General features: G+C 64.9%; 15 protein-coding genes and 1 pseudogene. 7 read left to right on the plus strand and 9 right to left on the minus strand.

The window, feature by feature from the left end; all coding sequences use genetic code 11:
• Positions 1 to 4: 4 nt before the first annotated feature.
• Together ACE10X_RS14020 and ACE10X_RS14025 are read right to left on the minus strand one after the other, a co-directional pair.
• Positions 5 to 1,402: an MFS transporter gene (locus tag ACE10X_RS14020; protein ID WP_038383926.1), complete on the minus strand. Its 1,398-nt coding sequence runs from the start codon at positions 1,400 to 1,402 to the stop codon at positions 5 to 7.
• A gap of 100 nt (positions 1,403 to 1,502) precedes the next feature.
• A complete protein-coding gene (locus tag ACE10X_RS14025) occupies positions 1,503 to 2,126 on the minus strand; it encodes a TetR/AcrR family transcriptional regulator (RefSeq protein WP_038383925.1) in 624 nt (207 codons plus the stop codon).
• Between the two features lie 77 nt (positions 2,127 to 2,203).
• Here ACE10X_RS14025 and ACE10X_RS14030 point away from each other — a divergent pair, with 77 nt between their 5' ends.
• The 5 genes and pseudogenes from ACE10X_RS14030 to ACE10X_RS14050 all read left to right on the plus strand — a co-directional run bounded on the left by ACE10X_RS14030 (position 2,204) and on the right by ACE10X_RS14050 (position 8,302).
• Entirely contained in the window at positions 2,204 to 2,566 is a 363-nt protein-coding gene (locus tag ACE10X_RS14030; protein WP_051002910.1) for a darcynin family protein, read from the plus strand.
• 259 nt (positions 2,567 to 2,825) lie between these two features.
• A pseudogene (locus tag ACE10X_RS14035) lies at positions 2,826 to 4,000 on the plus strand (IS481 family transposase).
• A gap of 391 nt (positions 4,001 to 4,391) precedes the next feature.
• Positions 4,392 to 6,134, plus strand: a complete 1,743-nt coding sequence (locus ACE10X_RS14040) for an iron ABC transporter permease (protein WP_038383932.1) — start codon at positions 4,392 to 4,394, stop codon at positions 6,132 to 6,134.
• A 23-nt stretch (positions 6,135 to 6,157) separates the two neighbouring features.
• Entirely contained in the window at positions 6,158 to 7,183 is a 1,026-nt protein-coding gene (locus tag ACE10X_RS14045) for an ABC transporter substrate-binding protein (protein WP_244435755.1), read from the plus strand.
• Between the two features lie 15 nt (positions 7,184 to 7,198).
• Positions 7,199 to 8,302 carry an ABC transporter ATP-binding protein gene (locus ACE10X_RS14050; protein WP_038383923.1) on the plus strand — a complete coding sequence of 368 codons (1,104 nt, stop codon included), beginning with the start codon at positions 7,199 to 7,201 and terminating at the stop codon, positions 8,300 to 8,302.
• A gap of 62 nt (positions 8,303 to 8,364) precedes the next feature.
• Here the strand turns inward: ACE10X_RS14050 and ACE10X_RS14055 are convergent, their stop codons facing one another.
• Positions 8,365 to 9,153: an IclR family transcriptional regulator gene (locus ACE10X_RS14055; RefSeq protein ID WP_038383922.1), complete on the minus strand. Its 789-nt coding sequence runs from the start codon at positions 9,151 to 9,153 to the stop codon at positions 8,365 to 8,367.
• A gap of 123 nt (positions 9,154 to 9,276) precedes the next feature.
• On the opposite strand from ACE10X_RS14055, the gene ACE10X_RS14060 reads away from it, so the two are divergent.
• Positions 9,277 to 11,097 (plus strand): NAD(P)/FAD-dependent oxidoreductase, encoded by a 1,821-nt coding sequence (locus tag ACE10X_RS14060; protein ID WP_080583301.1) that lies wholly within the window; start codon positions 9,277 to 9,279, stop codon positions 11,095 to 11,097.
• Between the two features lie 49 nt (positions 11,098 to 11,146).
• Complete coding sequence (locus ACE10X_RS14065; RefSeq protein WP_304556549.1) at positions 11,147 to 13,090, plus strand: alkyl/aryl-sulfatase; 1,944 nt, start codon at positions 11,147 to 11,149, stop codon at positions 13,088 to 13,090.
• Between the two features lie 172 nt (positions 13,091 to 13,262).
• On the opposite strand, the gene ACE10X_RS14070 is transcribed toward ACE10X_RS14065, so the two are convergent.
• The 6 genes from ACE10X_RS14070 to ACE10X_RS14095 form a co-directional block, all read right to left on the minus strand.
• Entirely contained in the window at positions 13,263 to 13,967 is a 705-nt protein-coding gene (locus ACE10X_RS14070; protein WP_202948914.1) for an ABC transporter ATP-binding protein, read from the minus strand.
• Entirely contained in the window at positions 13,960 to 14,709 is a 750-nt protein-coding gene (locus ACE10X_RS14075; protein WP_038383919.1) for an ABC transporter ATP-binding protein, read from the minus strand. Before ACE10X_RS14075 ends, ACE10X_RS14070 begins: the two co-directional genes overlap by 8 nt.
• Before the next feature lie 10 nt (positions 14,710 to 14,719).
• A complete protein-coding gene (locus tag ACE10X_RS14080) occupies positions 14,720 to 15,706 on the minus strand; it encodes a branched-chain amino acid ABC transporter permease (protein ID WP_038383918.1) in 987 nt (328 codons plus the stop codon).
• A complete protein-coding gene (locus ACE10X_RS14085) occupies positions 15,706 to 16,575 on the minus strand; it encodes a branched-chain amino acid ABC transporter permease (RefSeq protein WP_028334343.1) in 870 nt (289 codons plus the stop codon). Before ACE10X_RS14085 ends, ACE10X_RS14080 begins: the two co-directional genes overlap by 1 nt.
• Positions 16,576 to 16,591: 16 nt before the next feature.
• The gene (locus ACE10X_RS14090; protein ID WP_038383917.1) at positions 16,592 to 17,845 is read right to left on the minus strand and encodes an ABC transporter substrate-binding protein; all 1,254 of its coding nucleotides are present in this window, start codon (positions 17,843 to 17,845) and stop codon (positions 16,592 to 16,594) included.
• 303 nt (positions 17,846 to 18,148) lie between these two features.
• A complete protein-coding gene (locus ACE10X_RS14095) occupies positions 18,149 to 19,216 on the minus strand; it encodes a glycosyltransferase family 4 protein (RefSeq protein ID WP_038383916.1) in 1,068 nt (355 codons plus the stop codon).
• Positions 19,217 to 19,258 lie beyond the last annotated feature (42 nt).

Genomic DNA, 19,258 nt, shown 5'->3' on the forward strand with positions numbered 1-19,258 from the left:
CCTGTCATGACTTTTGCGGTGATGCGACGGCCAAACGCAGAAAGCTCATGACGCTGCCGAGCGCGGCAAATCCGGCACCCAGCGCCAGCGCCACAGTGGCGCCCTCGCGATCGGCCAGCGCGAAGCAGAGCGCGGCGAGGGCGGCGCCGGTGGTCTGCCCGGTCAGCCGCGCGGTCGCGACGATGCCGCTGGCGCTGCCGCTGCGATGCGACGGCGCGCTCGACATGATCGCCTTCATGTTGGGGGTCTGGAAGAAGCCGAAGCCGATGCCGCAGATCATCGTGCGCCAGACGATGTTGGCGACGCTGGGCTCGGCCGGCAGGGTGGCGAGCAGCACCATGCCAAGCCCCAGCAGCAGCATGCCGATGCCGCCGAGGATGCCTGCCGGATAGCGGTCCGACAGCCGGCCGCCGATTGGCGCCATGAAGGCGACCACCAGCGGCCAGGGCGTCATGAAGAAGCCGGTCTCGACTTGCGAGCGGTGCAATATGTCCTCGAAGTAGAAGGGCAGCGATACGAAGGCGAGGCCCTGCACAGCGAATGAGCAGACGGCGGTCGCGGCGGACAGCGCGAAGATCGGCCGCCGGAACAGGTCGATCGGCAGCATCGGTGCCGGATGATCGGCATGCCGCCGGGTCAGGATCCATCCGAACAGGACGGCGGCGACAAGCTCGGCGATGACAAGCGCCGGCGCAGCCTTGTGCGCAGCGCTACCGATGCCGATGATGAAGAGGCCGAGACAGGCGCAGGCCAGTGCCGCGCCGGTGAAGTCGAAGGCGTGGGTGGCACGCGGCGTCGTCGGCAGCGTCTTCATGCCCATCAGCAACGCGACGACGCCAAAGGGAATGTTGACGGCGAACAGCCAGGGCCATGGGCCGAGCGCGAGGATTCCGGAGGCGATGGTCGGCCCCAGCGTAAAAGCCGTCGCGACCACGAGCGCATTGTGGCCGAAGCCGCGGCCGTGCATCCGGCTCGGATAGACGAAGCGCACCAGCGCGGTGTTGACGCTCATCAGGCCGCTGGCGCCGAGCCCCTGCAAGGTACGCGCGACCAGCAGGCTCGGCAGCGACCACGCCAGCGCACAGCCGAGTGACGCCAATGTGAACAGCAGCAGGCCGCCGAGATAGATTCGCTGATGGCCGACGATCTCGCCGAGCGCGCCGAGCGGCAGCAGCGTCGCGACCAGCGCGATCTGATAGACGTTGACGACCCAGACCACTTCCGCAGGGCTGACATGCAGATCGCTCGCGATCGCCGGCAGCGCGATATTGGCGATCGCGGTATCGAGCGAAGCCATCGCCAGCGCCGTGAAGATCGCGGCCACCGCCCAGCGCCGGGTCTCCCAAGGCAAACCATCGGTGATCGGTGCCGCAGCCGCGGCGGTCGGGGTCTTCTCGAGCATGCCTGTAAGTGTCTCCGGGACCGCCATGTACTACGCCGGCATCCCGTTCCCCAGCCGCGGCATTGCATGATGCGTATGCGAAGCGGCCTAGCCGGAAGTGTCAAAAGTCCCGCCGCGGACCGAACAGATATCCTTCGATGGCGCGCAGCACCCGGCGGCTGGCCGCAGCCTGCGAGAGGTCCTTTTGAAGCGCGTGGTCGACCATGGCGCGGCTGATCACGATCAAATCCTCGACGGCGTCATCGTCGACGGGCCTTGCGATCTCACGACGATGCCGGGCCAGCAGGGCGGCGACCAGTTCCTTCAATTCGTCGGCTGCTGACGTGCCCGATGACGCGGGGCGCAGCCGATCCTCCTCGGCCTCCAGAATGCGATTGAGCCCGGCTCGCTCGGCGTGCGCCTCGAGCTGGGCTTGAACGATCAGGTTGAGCGACGCCGTCAGGCTCTTGCTCTCGGATGCCGCGACCGCATCCCGCACTTTTGCCAGCAGCGCGTCCTCGAACCTCGTGATCAATGCCAGCGTCAGCGCGTCCTTGTTGGGGAAGTACTGGTACACCGATCCGACGCTGATCCCGCCGCGTTCGGCCACCGCATTGGTGTTGTAGCCCTCGAGCCCGCGCGCCTCCAGAACGCGAGCCGCCGCTTCCAGAATCACGGCCACGGTTTCCCGCGAACGCTGCTGAAGCGGCTGTTTCCGGGCCTTTATGCGCCGCTTCGCCGGCATGAGGGGGATCTCCCAAAACGCGAGTTGTGGAATATGAGCAATTACTCACATTATGGGCGTGAAAGGAGAACCGATCAATGGTGACACTGCAAACGACCTCGTCCCCCGTGCTTCCCGAACACGAGGACGATCCGCACAGGTTTCACATCTTCGTCATGGTCAAGACCACGCGGCATTGGCTCGATCTGAAGACCGAGCAGCGCCTCGCCTTCCTGCATGAGGAGGTCATTCCTTTGCTCCGGCGCCGTCCGGAGCTGAAGGTGCGCTGGTTCGAGCCGGAGGCCTTCTGGACCAGGGCGACCGACGTCATGATCTGCGAGACCGATGACCTCTCGGCCTGGGCGTGGTTCTGCGACCACCTGCGCGAGACGAAGTTCTGGGACCATTACTTCGAAGTGCTCGACATCATGCCGGCGCTCGAAGGCAATTACCTTGCCTAGAATGCCGACGCCGGCCCGGATCGTTCCGGGCCGGCGTCCCGGCAGCCTGTGGCGACGCAACTGCGTCCCAATCCACATCTGTCATCGCCCGGCTCGACCGGGCGATCCAGTACGCCGCGGCCCATCGGCTCAAGCACTGGCGTCTCTGGAATACTGGATCACCCGCTTTCTGTTTGGCCCGGACAGATCACTGACGGGTGTTCGGAGACATAGCTGACACATCAACCTTGGCTGGATTGGTCCGATTCGGGAGGCCGCCATGCCGTGGAGTGAGGTGTCAGTAATGGATCAGCGCCACGAGTTCGTGCGGCTGGCTCTGCAGGAAGGCGCCAACCGGCGCGAGCTGTGCCGACGGTTCAACATCAGCCCTGACGTCGGCTACAAATGGCTGCGGCGCTGGCAGGCTGGCGATCGGGAGCTGGCCGACCGCTCCCGGCGCCCCCATGAGATGCCCAAGCGCAGTGAGGCTGCGGTCGAGACGCAGGTTCTGGCCGTGCGCGACAAGCATCCGGCCTGGGGTGCGCGCAAGATCGCCCACTGCCTGGAGCGGGATGGCCAGACGGTGCCTGTGCCGTCGACGGTGCACCGGATCCTGTGCCGGAACGGCCGGGTCAAGCCGAGCGAGAACGCGCCGCCAAATCCAGGGCACCGCTTCGAGAAGGAAGCTCCCAATCTGCTGTGGCAGATGGACTTCAAAGGCCACGTGCCGCTCGCCGACGGGACGCGGTGCCATCCGCTCACGATCGTCGACGATCACTCGCGCTATGTCCTGTGCCTGAAGGCCTGCGCCGACGAGCAGCGGCGCACCGTGCAGGGTCACCTGACGACGACGTTCCGCCGCTATGGTTTGCCGGAGGCCTTCTACACCGACAACGGCTCACCATGGGGCGATACGTCCGGCATTCGCTGGACCGGATTGAAGGTCTGGCTGCTCAAGCTTGGCGTCAGGGTGGTGCATGCCAGGCCATGTCATCCACAGGCCCGCGGCAAGAACGAACGCTTCCATCGCACCCTGAAGGCTGAAGTCTTTGCGATGCGTCGCTTCCGCACTCTCCCGGAAGTCCAACGCGCCTTGGATGCCTGGCGGCCGGTCTACAATCTGGAGCGTCCCCACCAGGGCCTCGATATGCACGTTCCCGCCGATCGCTTCCGACCGAGTATCCGGGCCATGCCGGCCCGCGTCCCGAACGTCGCGTACGACAGCGGCGAGATCGTGCGCAGGGTCTCATCGACAAGACCCTACATCTCCTTCAAGGGACGCTTCTGGAAGGTTCCGCTGGCCTTCGCGCGCGAACGGCTTGCCATCAGGCCCTGGATCGCGACGGCCATTACGGCGTCTTCTTCGCCAGCTGGCAGGTCGCATCAATCGACTTGACCGCCGGCCAACCTGTCAGTGATGTGTCCGAACAGGTGTCAGCCATGTCTCCGGACTAAACATTTCGCGGGTGATGACACCGAGTGGCTGTTTTGACATCTCGAATTGCGCCCCACCCACATCCTGACAGACTTCCAAGACACAGGGACCCATAACCACCGATGCTGCTTGTCGGGCAATGCTGGAACGACGAGTCCCGTTCAAGACATCCGCCGCGGAGTATGGGTCCCGGCCTGCGCCGGGACGACGGCGGTGGATGCAGCGTGCGAGCGCGATCAATCCGAATTCATGTTCCCGCGGTGCGTCACAGAATCGCGCCGAAGCGACTTTCGGATAGCTTGCGTCACAGTCGCGATCGACTACCCTTGGTATACAAGCAGGCCCGGCGTCAGATCGGGCCGCAAGAGGGAACGCGCATTGCACGGACAGGCCGACCGGCGCAGCGAAGCCATGCGAAGCGCCAGCGAGGGAACTCGCCGCCGCGCGTTCACCGGCCTCTGGGTCGCGGCATTGCTGGCGATCCTGACCTTCCTGGTCATCTATCCCGTCTTCATGCTGCTGCTCGGCGCGCTTACCGACACCAATCCGGTGGTCGACGGCATTCGTCTCAGCCTGAGCCATTTGTCGATCGCCAATTTCCTCGCCGTGCTGGCCAATCCGAACGTCGCCGAAGCGCTGCTCAACACGCTGATCGCCTGCGGCGGCGGCACGGTGATCGCGGTCGCGATCGGGCTGTTGTTCTCCTGGATCGTGGTGCGCACCAACACGCCGTTCAAGGGCTTCATAGCCGCGGCCAGCATCCTGCCGCTGTTCGCGCCGCCGCTGGTCGCGGGCGTGGCCTGGGCCATTCTCGGTTCGCCGAAGACCGGCTTGATCAACACGATGTTCAAGTGGATGGGCTCCGACCTGCGCGTCGATCTCTACTCGATGTGGGGCCTGGTGTTCGTCTTCGGCATCTACTACGCGCCGTACGTCTACATGTTCACCTCGTCGGCGCTGCGCAACATGGACCCGAGCCTGGAGGAGGCCGCGGAAATCTCCGGCGCGAGCCCGGTCGCGACCCTGTTCACGGTGACGTTCCCGCTGATCATGCCGGCAATCGTCTCGGGCATGCTGCTGTCGTTCATCGTGATGCTCGGCATCTACGGCATCCCGGCCGTGCTCGGCGCGCCGACCAACCTGAACGTGCTCACCACCTACATCTTCAAGCTCACCAACTGGTCGCCGCCGCTCTACAACACCGCGGCGGCGGTCGCGATCATCCTGATGGTGGTCACGGGACTGCTGGTCTATCTGCAGCAGAAACTGCTGAGCGGGCGCAGCTATACCACCGTCGCGGGCAAGGCGTTCCGGCCGCGCAGCCTCGATCTCGGCCCGTGGCGCTGGCTCACCTTCGCGATCGGCATCGTCTACCTCCTCATCGTCGTGGTGCTGCCGTCGCTGGCGCTGATCGTCGCGGCGTTCCGCAAGTTCATGTTCATCCGTGACATCGCGAGCCTGTTCGACATGCGGCAATATTCGCTGACGCATTTCGAGAGCATCTTCGACAATCCGTTGACGATGCGGTCGATCTACAATGCGGTCGAGGTCGGCGTCATCACGGCTGTTGTCGGCGGCGCGCTCGCCTTTGCGATCGGCTACACCATCCATCGTACCCGCGTCAGCGGACGCGGCGCCATCGACCTGATCTCGACCCTGCCGGTCGCGATCCCCGGACTGGTGGTCGGCGTCGCCTATCTATGGGCCTGGATCGGCGTGCCGGGCGGGCTCTACGGCACGATCTGGATTCTCGCGCTGGCCTTCATTGCGCGATTCATGCCGGACACCGTGAAGGCGCTGTCGACCTCGTTCCTGCAAATCCACCGCGAGCTCGAGGAGGCCGCCTGGGTCTGCGGCAAGGGCATGCTCGGCACCATCAGGACGATCGTTTTGCCGCTGGCGCGGCCGGGCGTGCTGGCGTCGATGACGCTGCTGTTCGTGCTGGCGATCCGCGAGCTCGGCTCGTCGCTGTTCCTTTACACCAGCAACACCATGGTGATGTCGGTGCTGCTGCTCGACTATTACGAGGGCGGCAATATCGGCAAGACCGCGGCCTTCAGCCTGGTGCAGACGGTGCTGCTCGGTGTCCTGATCGGCGGCGCCAACTGGCTGTCGCGCGGATCGGCGCAGGGCAACGTGGCGCGGACCGGATAACAACGAATAAGGGGAGGATTGCGATGGATAGACGAACCTTCACCACACTGGCCTTGGCAAGCGTGGCGACGCTTGCATTGCCGCCTGCGGCACGGGCGCAGGACTTCGGCTCGGCGGAGTTGATCGCGGCGGCCAAGTCCGAAGGCAAGCTCGTCTACTACACCGCGAACTTCGCCGAGATCGAGCAGCAGGTCATCAAGGCCTTCAACAAGCGCTTTCCCGAGATCAAGGTCGAGATGGTCCGCGCGCCCGGCGGGCAGCTGATCACCCGCGTCAAGACGGAGGCTGCGGCCGGCAAGCTGATCGCCGATGTCGTCGACCACTCCGACCGCGCGCTGATGCAGCCGCTGGAGGCCCTGTTCCAGGATTACGCGCCGCCGAACGCAGCCGATTACGATCCGCACGCGCTGATCTCGCCGAAATACTGGCCGCGCGCGACGATCGCCTGGTCCATCGCCTACAACACCGAGCTGGTGAAGGACCCGCCGAAATCCTGGATGGACCTGACCAAGCCGCAATATGACAAGTTGATCGGGCAGGTGTTCGCGCAGTCCGGCGGCACCACCTGGACGCGGATCATGTTCGAGCGCCAGGTGCTCGGCGAAGACTACTGGGCCAAGCAGGCCGCGACCCATCCGGTGCTGTATCCCTCCGGCGCGCCGACGGCCGATGCGCTGGTGCGCGGCGAGATCGCGATCGCGCCGCTGCTCTATAACGTCATCTACCAGAAGAAGAAGGACGGCGCGCCGATCGAGATCTTCTTTCCGCCCGAGGGTGCTCCGGTCAATCCCTACGCGACCGGCATTCCGAAGACGGCGGCTCATCCCAATGCAGCAAAGCTGTTCCTGAACTGGTGTCTGTCCAAGGAAGGACAGACCTTCATGATCAAGGAGCTCGGCAATCTCACATCCCTGAAGGCACCGCCGGCATATCCGGAGGGGTTCGATCCAAAGGTGGTCAAGCTCTGGTATCCGAAGTTCGACGAGTATGTGAAGCTGCATGCGGCGTGGGTCGCGGACTGGGACAAGACGTTTGGCTACCGGCAATAGGCTGATGGTGCAGCGATGACGGCGACGCTCGAAGTCACCGATCTCAGGAAGCAGTTTTCGATCGGCCGCCCGGCCATCGACGGCGTCAGCTTTGGCGTGCCGGCCGGCGAGATCGTGGTGCTGCTGGGGCCGTCCGGCTGCGGCAAGACCACGACGCTGCGCTGCGTCGCCGGGCTCGAACATCCGACCGGCGGCGAGATCAGCATTTCCGGGCGGGTGGTCTCGTCGCCGGCAAGCGGCGTCCTCGTGCCGCCGCGTTCGCGCGATCTCGGCATGGTGTTCCAGTCCTATGCGGTGTGGCCGCATATGACGGTGCGGCAGAACGTGATCTATCCGCTGAAGCACCGCAAGATCGGACGCACCGATGCTGCCCGCATGGTCGAGGAGGCGCTGGCGCTGGTTGGACTGTCCGACTATGCCGACCGGCCGGTGGTGGCGTTGTCGGGCGGCCAGATGCAGCGCGTCGCGCTGGCACGCAGCATGGTGTACCGGCCGCAACTCCTGCTGCTCGACGAGCCGCTGTCGAACCTCGATGCCAAACTGCGCCTGCGGCTGCGCGACGACCTCCGCGTCATCCTCAAGCAGACCGGGATGACCGCGCTCTACGTCACCCATGACCAGGCCGAAGCGGTCGTGCTCGGCGACCGGATCGGCGTGATGCGCGACGGCAAGCTGTTGCAGATGGATACGCCCGACGTGATCTACAATCGTCCGGCCGATCTGTTCGTCGCTAATTTCACCGGCGCCACCAACGAGCTCGCGGGTACGCTCGTCACATGCAACGGCCGCTATGGCGTGGTCGATTTCGGTGACGGCCGGCAAGGCGAGGTCGCGCTGTGCCAGACGCTCAAGCCCGACGAGAAAGTGCGGATCGCGCTGCGGCCCGAGAACATCGCGATCGGCCGGCCCGACGGCACCAACACGTTCTCGGCAAAGGTGCTCGACCGCAGATATCAGGGCACCCAGACCGCCTACGGCATCGAGCTGTTCGGCAAACGGCTGGAAGCGATCGAACTCGGCACCGCCGCGCGCCATCAGGTTGGCGTCGAGGCACAGGTCGCGTTGCCGCGCGAATGCCTGTGGGCCTACCGCGACAGCGGGCCGGCATCGCATGATTAGCGTGACCGCGGCCGTTGTCGGTTCGCAATGATGTGAGGCAACCCGTGCCGACGGTTCGCCTGTTAGCCTTCCTCCACCAGCGCGCGGATGCTGCGGGCGAGTCCGAGGATGCGCGGGCCGCATTCGCGCTCGATCTGCTCGGCGCTGAAGCGGAAGGAGGGGACGCCGCAATTGACCGACAGGCATTCGCCGGTCGGCGTGCGATAGAGCGGGGCGGCGACGCCGAAGATCTCGCGCCGCCATTCGCCGAGCGAGACGGCAAAGCCGCGCTCGCGGCACAATTCGATGTCGGGCAAGGTGCGCTTCTGCACGTAATCGAACTCGTCGGGGCGCTCGGCCTTGACGCGCGCGACATAGGCGCCGAGCTCTTCCTCGGTGAACAGCGACAGCAGCGCGCGCCCGACCGCGGTCGGCGCCAGCGTGCTGACAAAGCCGACGTCGGGCACGTGCGGCGCCGTATCCGTCGTGCGCAACGTCTCGACATAGATGAAGTCGATCCCGAACGGCATTGCGATCGACACCGTGCCGCCGGCATAGGTCGCGAAGTCGCGCATCAGCGGACGCGCGAGTTGGCGCACCTTCAATGCCGACAGCACGGGGTAGGCGGCGGCGAGTGCGCCGAGGCCGAGCACGAAGCGGCCCTTGGTGTCGCGCCTGAGATAGCCGAGCTGCTCGAGCGTGTAGGTCAGCCGCGACACCGTCGGCCGCGACAGGCCAGTATGCAACGCGAGCTCGGCGTTCGACAGCGAGCCCGGATGACGGCGAAACGCCGCCAGCACGTCGAGGCCATGCGCCAGGGTCGTCGCAAAGGAGGGATCCGCCTGAACCTCGGCAGGGGAAGATGCTGTCATACGGAATATTGGTCTCAGATGGCCAGATTTGTCAATATATCGAAATGAATTTGCAAATCGTGTCGATACCGGTTTATCTGCGGGGAATAAGGACAAGGAACCGCTGGAGCGAGGCGCCTTCCGATGACGATGACCGAGCAAGCCCGAGACGCAAAGCCCGCCGCGATCGACAAGGCGCGGCTGCGCCTGAAGTATCAGGAGGAGCGCAACAAGCGGCTGCGTCCCGACGGCAATGACCAGTATCTCCAGATCAAGGGCCAGCTCGCGCATTATCTCGACGATCCCTACACGCCGGTCGTTGAGCGCGCGCCGAAGACCGATCACGTCACCTTCGCCTTCATCGGCGGCGGCTTCGCCGGGCTCGCCACCGCGGCGCGGCTGACCGAGGGCGGGATCAAGGATGTCCGCATTGTCGAGAAGGGCGGCGATTTCGGCGGCACCTGGTACTGGAACCGGTATCCCGGCGCGCAGTGCGACACCGCGTCGATGGTCTATATGCCGCTGCTCGAAGAAACCGGCCACATGCCGTCGGAGAAATACGCGCATGCGCCCGAAATTCTGGCGCACTGCCAGCGGATCGGTCGGCAGTTCAATCTCTATGACAATGCGCTGTTTCATACCGAGGTGACGAGCCTCGATTGGGACGCAACGCAATCGCGCTGGATCGTCCGCACCACGCGGGGCGACGCCTTCACCGCGCAATATGTCGGCATCGGCACCGGCCCGCTGCATGTGCCGAAGCTGCCCGGCATTCCCGGCATCGAGCGCTTCAAGGGCCACTCGTTCCACACCAGCCGCTGGGACTACGACTACACCGGCGGCGATCCCAAGGGCGCGCTGATGGAGAGGCTTGCCGACAAGCGCGTCGGCATCATCGGCACCGGCGCGACCTCGGTGCAATGCATTCCGCACCTCGCGCGCGCCTGCAAGGAGCTCTACGTGTTCCAGCGCACGCCGTCGTCGGTCGATGTGCGCGGTAACGGGCCGATCGATCCCGACTGGTTTGCCGAGATCGCGACGCCGGGCTGGCAACAGCGCTGGCTGGAGAATTTCACCGCCAACCAGGCCGGCGGATCGGCCGAGGAGGATCTGGTGCAGGACGGCTGGACCGACCTGTCGAAGCGGATCCGCGCCAAAATCATGCTGCTGCCGCGCGAGCAGCGAAGCGTGGAAAACATGCGGGCGGCGTTCGAGGATTCCGACTTCGAGAAGATGGAGGAAATCCGCAACCGGATCGACACCATCGTCCGCGATGCCGACACCGCCAGGAATCTCAAGGCCTGGTACGGCCAGCTCTGCAAGCGGCCATGCTTCCACGACGCCTATCTTCAGGCGTTCAACACCCCTAGCACCCATCTGGTCGATACCGACGGCAGGGGCGTCGAGGAGATCACCGAGAACGGAATCGTCGTCGCCGGCAAGGAATACGCGCTCGATTGCATCATCTATGCATCGGGTTTCGAGGTCGGGACGGAATATCGCCGTCGCGCGGGCTTCGACCTCACCGGCCGCGATGGCGTCAAGCTGTCGGAGCATTGGGCCGAGGGCATGCGTACCAAGCACGGCATCCACGTGCACGGCTTCCCCAACGTGTTCTTCGTGCAGCCGACGCAGGGCGCCAATCTGATCTCCAATGTGCCGCACAACCTGACCGAAGCGGCGCGGACCATCGCGCTGATGGTCGGCCACGCGCAGGATAACGGCTTCGCGGAAATCGAGGTCAGCAAGGAAGCCGAGGATCGCTGGGTCGAGCTGCTGCTGACCGGCGTCGGGCGGATGATCGGCGGGCCGGATTGCACGCCCGGCTACTACAACAACGAGGGCCGTGAGCCCGGTCCCGCCGCCAAGCTCAATGTCGGCCATCCCTTGGGCGCGCTAGCCTACTTCAAATATATCGACGGCTGGCGCCGCAGCGGCCAGTTCGAGGGCGTGCAATTTCGCTGAGGGAAGCGCGATCGGAACCGATTTCCGCCAATCGAGGGAGTGCTTGAGTATGGCCCAGACAACCGCAAGCGAAACGTCACACGAAGGTCCGAAGGCGGCATCCGCTCCGGTCATCGCCCAGCACGCGGCGACGTTGAAAGCGCTGCCGTTCGCCGACACCCGGGATTTCGACGACGCCGCGCGCGGCTTCCTCGGCACCATCGAGAACGCGCGCGTCACCTCGGCCCAGGGCAGGGTGGTCTGGAGTCTCGAGCCTTACGGATTCCTGTCGGAGGAGAAGGCGCCCGCGACCGTCGATCCGAGCCTGTGGCGGCAGTCGCGGCTCAACATGCATCACGGCCTGTTCGAGGTGGTGCCGGGTGTCTACCAGGTGCGTGGCCTTGACATCGCCAACATGACGCTGATCGAGGGCGACAAGGGCGTCATCGTGGTCGACACGCTGACCTCGATCGAGGGCGCGCGCGCCGCGATGGAATTGTACTTCCAGCATCGCGGCAAGCGGCCGGTCGCCGCCGTGATCTTCACCCACACCCACACCGACCATTGGGGTGGCGCGCGCGGCGTGCTCGACGACGTCATGTTGGCGGCGGGCGTACCGATCATCGCGCCCAACTTCTTCATGGAGCACGCCGTCTCCGAGAACATCATCGCGGGGCCGGCGATGCTGCGCCGCGCGCAATATCAGTTCGGGCCGTTCCTCGCCAAGGGCGTGCGCGGCCATGTCGACTGCGGCCTCGGCAAGACCATGGCGGCGGGCGGCGTGGCGCTGCTGCGGCCGACCGATTTGATCATCGCAACCGGCGACAAGCGCGTGATTGACGGCGTCGAGTTCGAATTCCAGATGGCGCCGAACAGCGAAGCGCCGGCGGAGATGCATTTCTTCATCCCGCGCTACAAGCTGTTGAATCTCGCCGAGAACTGCACGCATAATTTCCACAATCTGCTGCCGTTCCGCGGCGCCGATGTGCGCGATGCGCTGGCCTGGTCGAAATATCTCGGCGAGGCGCTGCAGATGTGGGGCGGCAAGGCGGAAGCGATGTGCGGCCAGCACCACTGGCCGGTGTGGGGGCAGGCGCGGATCGACACCATGATCCGCGAGCAGCGCGACCTCTACAAATACGCCCATGACCAGACCATCCGTCTGATGAACCACGGCCTCAACGCGGCCGAGATCGCCGAGACGATCCGCCTGCCGCAGAGCCTGGAGGGCGCCTGGCACGGCCGCGGCTATTACGGCCATATCAGGCACAACGTGAAGGCGATCTACCAGAAGTATCTCGGCTGGTACGACGCCAATCCGGTCAACCTCGATCCGCTGCCGCCGGTCGAGGCCGGCAAGAAATATGTCGAGTATATGGGCGGCGCCGACGCGATCCTGAAACGCGCCGCGGCGGATTTTGCCAAGGGCGAATTCCGCTTCGTGGCGCAGGCCGTCAGCCATCTCGTGTTCGCCGAGCCTGATAATCAGGCCGCGCGTTCGCTCCTCGCCGATACGTTCGAGCAGCTCGGCTACGCCGCGGAAAGCTCGACCTGGCGCAACGCCTATCTGTTCGGTGCGCAGGAACTGCGGCAGGGCATGCCGAAGACGCCGCCGCGCTCGCCGATGCCGCGCGAGACGCTGGCTGCGCTGCGCACCGAGCAGCTTTGGGACGTGCTCGGCATCCGCCTCAACGGCCCCAAGGCCGAAGGCAAGCGCATCGTGCTGAACTGGAGCTTCACCGACACCGGCGAGACCTTCGTGCTCAATCTCGAGAATTCCGCCCTGACCTACGTTGGGGATACGCAGGCGGCCGATGCGCAGGCGAGCTTCACGCTGGCGCGCAGCGTGCTCGACGAGGTCATCGCCAAGCTGACCACGTTCCCGGACGCCGTGGACGCCGGCAGGATCAAGGCATCAGGCGAGCCGCAGCGGCTCGATGAATTGATGGCGCTGATGGACGAATTCCCGCGGATGTTCGAGATCGTCGAGCCGAAGCGGACGGCGGTGACGTAGGGCCACGCAAGCGGAATTTACAAACCGTCACCCTGAGGAGCGCGGAACGCGCGTCTCGAAGGGTCGACGGCCCGGCTGGTGGCCGATTGATCCTTCGAGACGCCGCTACGCGGCTCCTCCAGCGACAAAGGCGAAACCTTTGCGCGGGGATGACGGGTTGGCAGACGATGCCTCAAATCCCGAGATACGCCGCCTGTACCTGCTTGTTGCCCGCGAGTTCGGCGCTCGTGCCCTGCATGATCACGTTGCCGCTTTCCAGCACATAGGCGCGCTGCACCAGCGACAGCGCGCGGCTGACATTCTGCTCGACCAAGAGGATCGCGGTGCCCATTTTGTGGATCTCGCCGATCTTCTCGAAGGTCACGTCGGTCATCACGGGAGCTAAGCCGAGCGAGGGCTCGTCCAGCATCAGAAGTCGGGGCTTCAGCATCAGCCCACGGCCGACCGCGACCATCTGCTGCTCGCCGCCGCTCATGGTGCCGGCGAGCTGTTTCCTGCGGTCGGCGAGCCGCGGGAAGATGCTGTAGACGAGCTCCATCGTGCGCGCGCGATCCGCCTTGGCCTTCGGCGTGTAGGCGCCGATCTCGAGATTCTCCTGCACCGTCATTTCCGGGAACACCTGGCGGCCTTCCGGGACATGCGCGATGCCGAGCTCGGGGATCCGGTAGGGCGGCAGCGTGGCGAGGTCGACGCCGTCGACCGTGACCTTGCCGCCGAACAGTTTGACGAGGCCGGAGACGGCGCGCAGCGTCGTGCTCTTGCCGGCGCCGTTGGCGCCGAGCAGGCCGACGGCTTCGCCCTCGCCAATGGAGATGCTGACGTCGGTGATGGCAGGGACCGAGCCATAGCTGGCGCTGACGCGGGAGAGCTCAAGCATGGGCGTCTCCCTGCGCCGGCGGATGCACATAGGAGCCGAGATAGGCGCGGATCACTTCCGGATTCTCCACGATCTCCTTCGGCGCGCCCTCGGCGATCTTCTGGCCGTGGTCGAGCACCACGATGTGGCGCGCCACCGCCATGATCGCGCGCATGACATGCTCGACGATCACGATAGTCAGGCCGCTGGCGGAGAGCTTCTTCACCAGCGCCACCGCCTGGTCGATCTCGGCGGGGTTGAGTCCGGCCATCACCTCGTCGAGCAGCAGGATCCTGGGCTGCGTTGCCAGCGCGCGGGCCATTTCCAGCCGCCGCTGGTCGATGGTGGTGAGGTCCTTGGCCGGGGTCTGCTCCTTGGCGCCGAGGCCGACGAACTCGATCGCCTCGCGCGCCTTGTTGCGCGCGGCCGCGATATGGCGGTCGCGCAGGAACGCGCCGGTCATCACATTGGCGAGCACGGTCATCGCGCCGAACGGCTTGGCCACCTGGAAGGTGCGGGCAAGGCCGAGCGCGCAGACATCGTGCGGCCTGAGCCCCACGACCTCGTGGCCGAAGGCGAGCACCGAGCCGGAATCCGGCCGGTGAAATCCCGTGATCAGGTGAAAGCTCGTGGTCTTGCCGGCGCCGTTCGGTCCGATCAGCGCGACCGTTTCGTTTTCCTGCACCGTGAAGCTGACGTCCTGCACGGCGCGCAGGCCGCCGAAGCGCTTGCTGAGACCCTTGATGACCAGTGCTTCTGCCATCGCGACGACCTCAGGCGCGCGCCGGCTTGCGCCGGGCGGTGCGGTGATAGATGTCGGTCGCGAACCCGATCAGCCCGGTCGGCCGCCACAGGATCACAGCCATCAGGATCAGGCTGTAGACCGTGAGCTGGATGCCGCCCACCGAGCTGCCGAGCCAGCTTTGCAGCAGCGCCGAGGTGGTCTCCAACAGCACGGTGCCGATCACCGGTCCCCACAGCGTGCCGATGCCGCCGACGATGGATACCAGCGCCGCCTCGATCGAGACGTTGAAGCTGAACGCGGTCGCAGGATCGATGAAGTAGATGTATTGCGTGTAGAACGTCCCCGCGAGCGCGGTCAGGAACGCGCTGATCATGTAGATGTCGCGCTTGACCTTCGGCGCGTTGACGCCGACCGCTTCGGCCGCGTCCTCATCCTCGCCGATCGCGACGAGATAGTAGCCGATCCAGGATTTCTCGATTCGGTGGGTGATCCACAGCCCGACCACGAGCAGGCTGAGCACGACGTAGTAGTAAGACGACTTCTCCTCGAACTGCATCATCAGCGGCGCGCTGCCGAGGTTCGGGATCGTGGTGCCTTCGGCGCCCCAGGCGAAATCGCGGAACTTGAGGAAGATCAGCATCAGCACCTGGGCGGTCGCAATGGTGGCGATGGTGAAGTAGGGGCCGCGCAGGCGGAAGCAGAGCCAGCCGATCGGCAGGCTTGCAAGCATCGCGACCACGCCGCCCGCGATCATCCCGATCCAGGGCGAGATGCCGTAGTTCACCTGCATGATGGTGGAGGTGTAGGCGCCGAGCCCGAAATAGGCGGCGTGCCCGAGCGACAGCTGCTTGGCGTAGCCGCCCATCAGGTTCCAGGCGACGCCGATGAAGGAGAACAGCAGGATGCGGATGAAGATGTCGATCGCGAACGATGAGGTGACGAGCTGGGGCAAGGCGAGCATGACGACGGCCCCGATCGCCAGCCACAGCCATTTGAAGTTGCTGGACGTCTGCATCACCGGCCCCTCCTGGCGCCGAGCCCGCTCGGCCTGAAGGCAAGCGTCAGCAGCAGCAGCGCGAACACCACGATCAGGCCGGAATCGGCGCCGACGAACTGGATGCCGAGCGATTCCGCGACGCCCATCATCAGACTTGCGATCAGTGCGCCCATCACATTGCCGAGCGTGCCCATCACGACGGCGACGAACGCCATCAGCACGAACACCTGGCCGACGAATGGATAGGCCGAATAGAACGGCATCAGCAGCGAGCCGGCGGCGCCCGCGAGCGCCAGCGCGGTGCCGAACGCGACCGCGAACACGCGGTTCGGATTGATCCCCATCAGCATCGCGACGTCGCGGTTCTGCGACGCAGCGCGCATGGCGCGGCCGAGATCGGTGGTGTGCAGGAACACCCACAGCAGCCCGCTCAGCGCCATTGCGACCGCGAAGGCGATCAGTTTCGCCACCGGTATGTACAGCCCGCCGATGTGCCACGCCGCATCCGAATAAGACGTGTGGACGGTGCGGTAGTTGGCGCTGAACAACATCAGCGACAGATTGAGCAGCAACAGCGATAGCGCGAAGGTCAGGAAGATCTGCGGCATGTCGTTCGGCCCCAGCACCCTGCGGATCAGGAAATGCTGGATCAGGACGCCGGCGAGGAACAGCACCGGCATCGAGACCACGAGCGAGACCAGCGGATCGATGCCGAACTGGGTGGCGAGGAAGAACGAGATATACATCCCGATCATCACGAACTCGCCCTGGGCGAAGTTGACGATCTTGACCACGCCGAAGATCAGCGTGACGCCGATGCTGACAAGCGCGTAGATGCCGCCGATGAGCAGGCCGTTGATCACGGCCTGGGCCAGTGTCTCCCACATGCGATGCGACCGCGGCTCAGGTCTTCATCAGCGGCGCGCGGGCGTCTTCCTTCGGGAAGACGCTGACGAGATCGGTGTTCTGCCACTGCACGCCGACCGGGCGGCCGTAGACGTTCTTGCCGTCTGGCCCGAACTTCACCTTGCCGCCCGGCGCCATCGCAGCAAAGCCCGAGGAGACGTCGAGCGTCGAGAGCGCCTCGCGCACCTTCTTGGGATCGGCGGAGGCGGCGCGCTCCAGCGCGTCGGCCAGCATGAAGGTCTGCGCGACCAGGCCGCCGGCATATTCGAACGCGAATTCGCCGGTGCGCTTCTTGAATTCGACATTCACCTTCTGCGCGTCGTCGCTGACGTCGTGGTTCCAGTGCGCGACGCCCTGCAGGCCCTCGGCGGCATTGCCGACATTCTTGTAGAAATCCGGCATCACGAAGCCGCCGGAGCCGCCGTTGATCGCGATGTTGAGCCCGACCTGCTTCACGGTGCGCACGATCAGGATGAGGTCGTTGAGATAGGACAGCGAGAACAGCGTGTTGGCGCCGGAGGCCTTGACCTTGTTGATCAGCGGGCTCGCGTCGGTGAAGCCGGCCGAATAGGGCTCGAACATCACGATCTCGACGCCTTCGCCCGGCGCCAGCTCCTTTAGCCCGTTCGAGGTCGAGGTGCCGAACGCAGTGTTCTCGAAAATCACGGCGACCTTGGCCTGCTCGCTGACCAGCTTGGCCATCTGCAGCTGCGCCTTGGCGAATTGCGAGGCGCGCGCGAACGGCGTGAAGGTGTAGGTGCGTCCCTTGTTGAGCTGATCGGAGCTCGATCCGGTGATGATCGGGACCTTTGCCCGTTCGCAGACTTCGCTCGCGATCAAGGTCAACGCGCTGGCATAGCAGCCATGGATCGCCGACAGCTTGTTGCCCGTGATCAGGCGGTCGGTCTCGGTGCGCGTTACCGTGGTGTCACTCTGCACGTCCGAGACGATGAGGTTGAGCTTGGCGCCGCCGAGCGACTTGATGCCACCGGCCTCGTTGACCATGTCGACCGCGAGCTTGGCCGCAGCCACGCAGCCTACGCCGATCTGCGCCATGCTGCCGGTGGTCGGATAGAGCGCGCCAATGTTGATCGGGTCGGCCGCCCAGCCGCGCAGCGGAACGGCGCCGAACGCGCCTGCCGCCAGCACGCCGCCGGTTTTGGCGAGGAATTTGCGGCGGTTCAGCTTCTTTTGTGAGGCTTTGGTCGGTGCGGCATTATTAATGGGCGACGGCTTGCGGTCCCCTGTCATGGCGTTCCCCCCTGCGCGATCACGGCACGGTTGCTCCGTCCGCTCGCTTATTATTTTTTGCTCAAGCGGGGCGCATAAGAGCACGTAATTCGGCATTCGCAAAGGCGATATCAGCCGAACTCATGGGGAAACCTGTCATTGCTGGTGCGTCGCAGCAATCGCGCGACGCGCGCATGCGGATTGTTTTGCCGCGTGAGAGTTGCCGACGCCCGCGACGGTATTATTGACAATCGAATGACCCGACGGACCGGCACGGATGGTGCCGGCCGGCCCGCCGGATCATTCGATCGGCCGCTGCAACTGCTACTCCGCGCTGGCCACCAGCTTGAAGCGCGGCTCGGCTTCCATCAGGCTGCGGAAGGCGGCGAGATAGTCGAGCGCCATGCGCCGCGCGGTGAAGCGGGTCTCGAACTGCTTGCGGATCGCGTCGCGATTGAGCGTTCCGAGGCGGCCGACGGAGGAGATCGCACTGATCTCGTCCTCGACGATGAAGCCGGTCAGGCCATCCTCGATGATCTCCGGCACCGAGCCGCGGTTATAGGCGATGACGGGCGTGCCGCAGGCCATCGCTTCGATCATCACGAGGCCGAACGGCTCCGGCCAGTCGATCGGAACCAGGAGTCCGATCGCGCCGCTGAGAAAATCCGGCTTCTCGCGGTCGCTGATCTCGCCGATGAACTCGACCAACGGGTTGCTGGTGATGAGTGGCTTGATCAACTCATCGTAATATTCCTGGTCGGCACGATCGACCTTAGCCGCGATCTTCAGTGGAATGCCGCAGCGGGTCGCGATCTTGATCGCGCGATCGACGCCTTTCTCCGGTGCGATGCGCCCGAGCACCGCGAGGTAGGACGGCTTCGCCGGTTGCGGCGTCAGCAGATTCTCCGGCAGGCCGTGATGGATGGTGCGCACCCAATGCGCCTGCGGCACCGGCCGCCGCTGCGCGTTGGAGATCGAGATCACCGGAATCTTGGAGAAGGTGTTGAACACCGGCTGATGCTCCGGCAGGTCGAGCCGTCCGTGCAATGTGGTGACGAACGGCGTCGGCTGCCGCGCGAACAGCGACCACGGATAATAGTCGAGATGGCAGTGCAGGAAGTCGAACTCCTCATCATCGGCCTTCTGCCGCACGCGTTCCAGCATCACCATGTGGAGCGCATTGGGATCGCGGACCGAGCCGTCGAGCCGCAGTGCGTTCGGCCAGGTCGCATCGAGCTTCGCGGAGGTTTGAGAATCGCCACTGGCGAACAACGTCACGTCATGTCCAAGTGTTACAAGTTCTTCGGTCAGCCAGTGCACGACCCGTTCGGTGCCGCCGTAGAGCTTGGGGGGAACAGCCTCCGTCAGCGGGGCAACCTGCGCGATGCGCATCTCTCCGTCTCCTGTTTGTAATGTGGGATGAACTACCCTCAG

Source organism: Bradyrhizobium sp. Pha-3, assembly GCF_042258325.1.
Lineage (GTDB): Bacteria > Pseudomonadota > Alphaproteobacteria > Rhizobiales > Xanthobacteraceae > Bradyrhizobium > Bradyrhizobium elkanii.

Coding starts and splice junctions, on each gene's coding strand:
- ACE10X_RS14020 (WP_038383926.1), bottom strand. CDS start 1,402: ATGCTCGAGAAGACCCCGACCGCCGCGGCTGCGGCACCGATCACCGAT.
- ACE10X_RS14025 (WP_038383925.1), bottom strand. CDS start 2,126: ATGCCGGCGAAGCGGCGCATAAAGGCCCGGAAACAGCCGCTTCAGCAG.
- ACE10X_RS14030 (WP_051002910.1), top strand. CDS start 2,204: ATGGTGACACTGCAAACGACCTCGTCCCCCGTGCTTCCCGAACACGAG.
- ACE10X_RS14040 (WP_038383932.1), top strand. CDS start 4,392: ATGCGAAGCGCCAGCGAGGGAACTCGCCGCCGCGCGTTCACCGGCCTC.
- ACE10X_RS14045 (WP_244435755.1), top strand. CDS start 6,158: ATGGATAGACGAACCTTCACCACACTGGCCTTGGCAAGCGTGGCGACG.
- ACE10X_RS14050 (WP_038383923.1), top strand. CDS start 7,199: ATGACGGCGACGCTCGAAGTCACCGATCTCAGGAAGCAGTTTTCGATC.
- ACE10X_RS14055 (WP_038383922.1), bottom strand. CDS start 9,153: ATGACAGCATCTTCCCCTGCCGAGGTTCAGGCGGATCCCTCCTTTGCG.
- ACE10X_RS14060 (WP_080583301.1), top strand. CDS start 9,277: ATGACGATGACCGAGCAAGCCCGAGACGCAAAGCCCGCCGCGATCGAC.
- ACE10X_RS14065 (WP_304556549.1), top strand. CDS start 11,147: ATGGCCCAGACAACCGCAAGCGAAACGTCACACGAAGGTCCGAAGGCG.
- ACE10X_RS14070 (WP_202948914.1), bottom strand. CDS start 13,967: ATGCTTGAGCTCTCCCGCGTCAGCGCCAGCTATGGCTCGGTCCCTGCC.
- ACE10X_RS14075 (WP_038383919.1), bottom strand. CDS start 14,709: ATGGCAGAAGCACTGGTCATCAAGGGTCTCAGCAAGCGCTTCGGCGGC.
- ACE10X_RS14080 (WP_038383918.1), bottom strand. CDS start 15,706: ATGCAGACGTCCAGCAACTTCAAATGGCTGTGGCTGGCGATCGGGGCC.
- ACE10X_RS14085 (WP_028334343.1), bottom strand. CDS start 16,575: ATGTGGGAGACACTGGCCCAGGCCGTGATCAACGGCCTGCTCATCGGC.
- ACE10X_RS14090 (WP_038383917.1), bottom strand. CDS start 17,845: ATGACAGGGGACCGCAAGCCGTCGCCCATTAATAATGCCGCACCGACC.
- ACE10X_RS14095 (WP_038383916.1), bottom strand. CDS start 19,216: ATGCGCATCGCGCAGGTTGCCCCGCTGACGGAGGCTGTTCCCCCCAAG.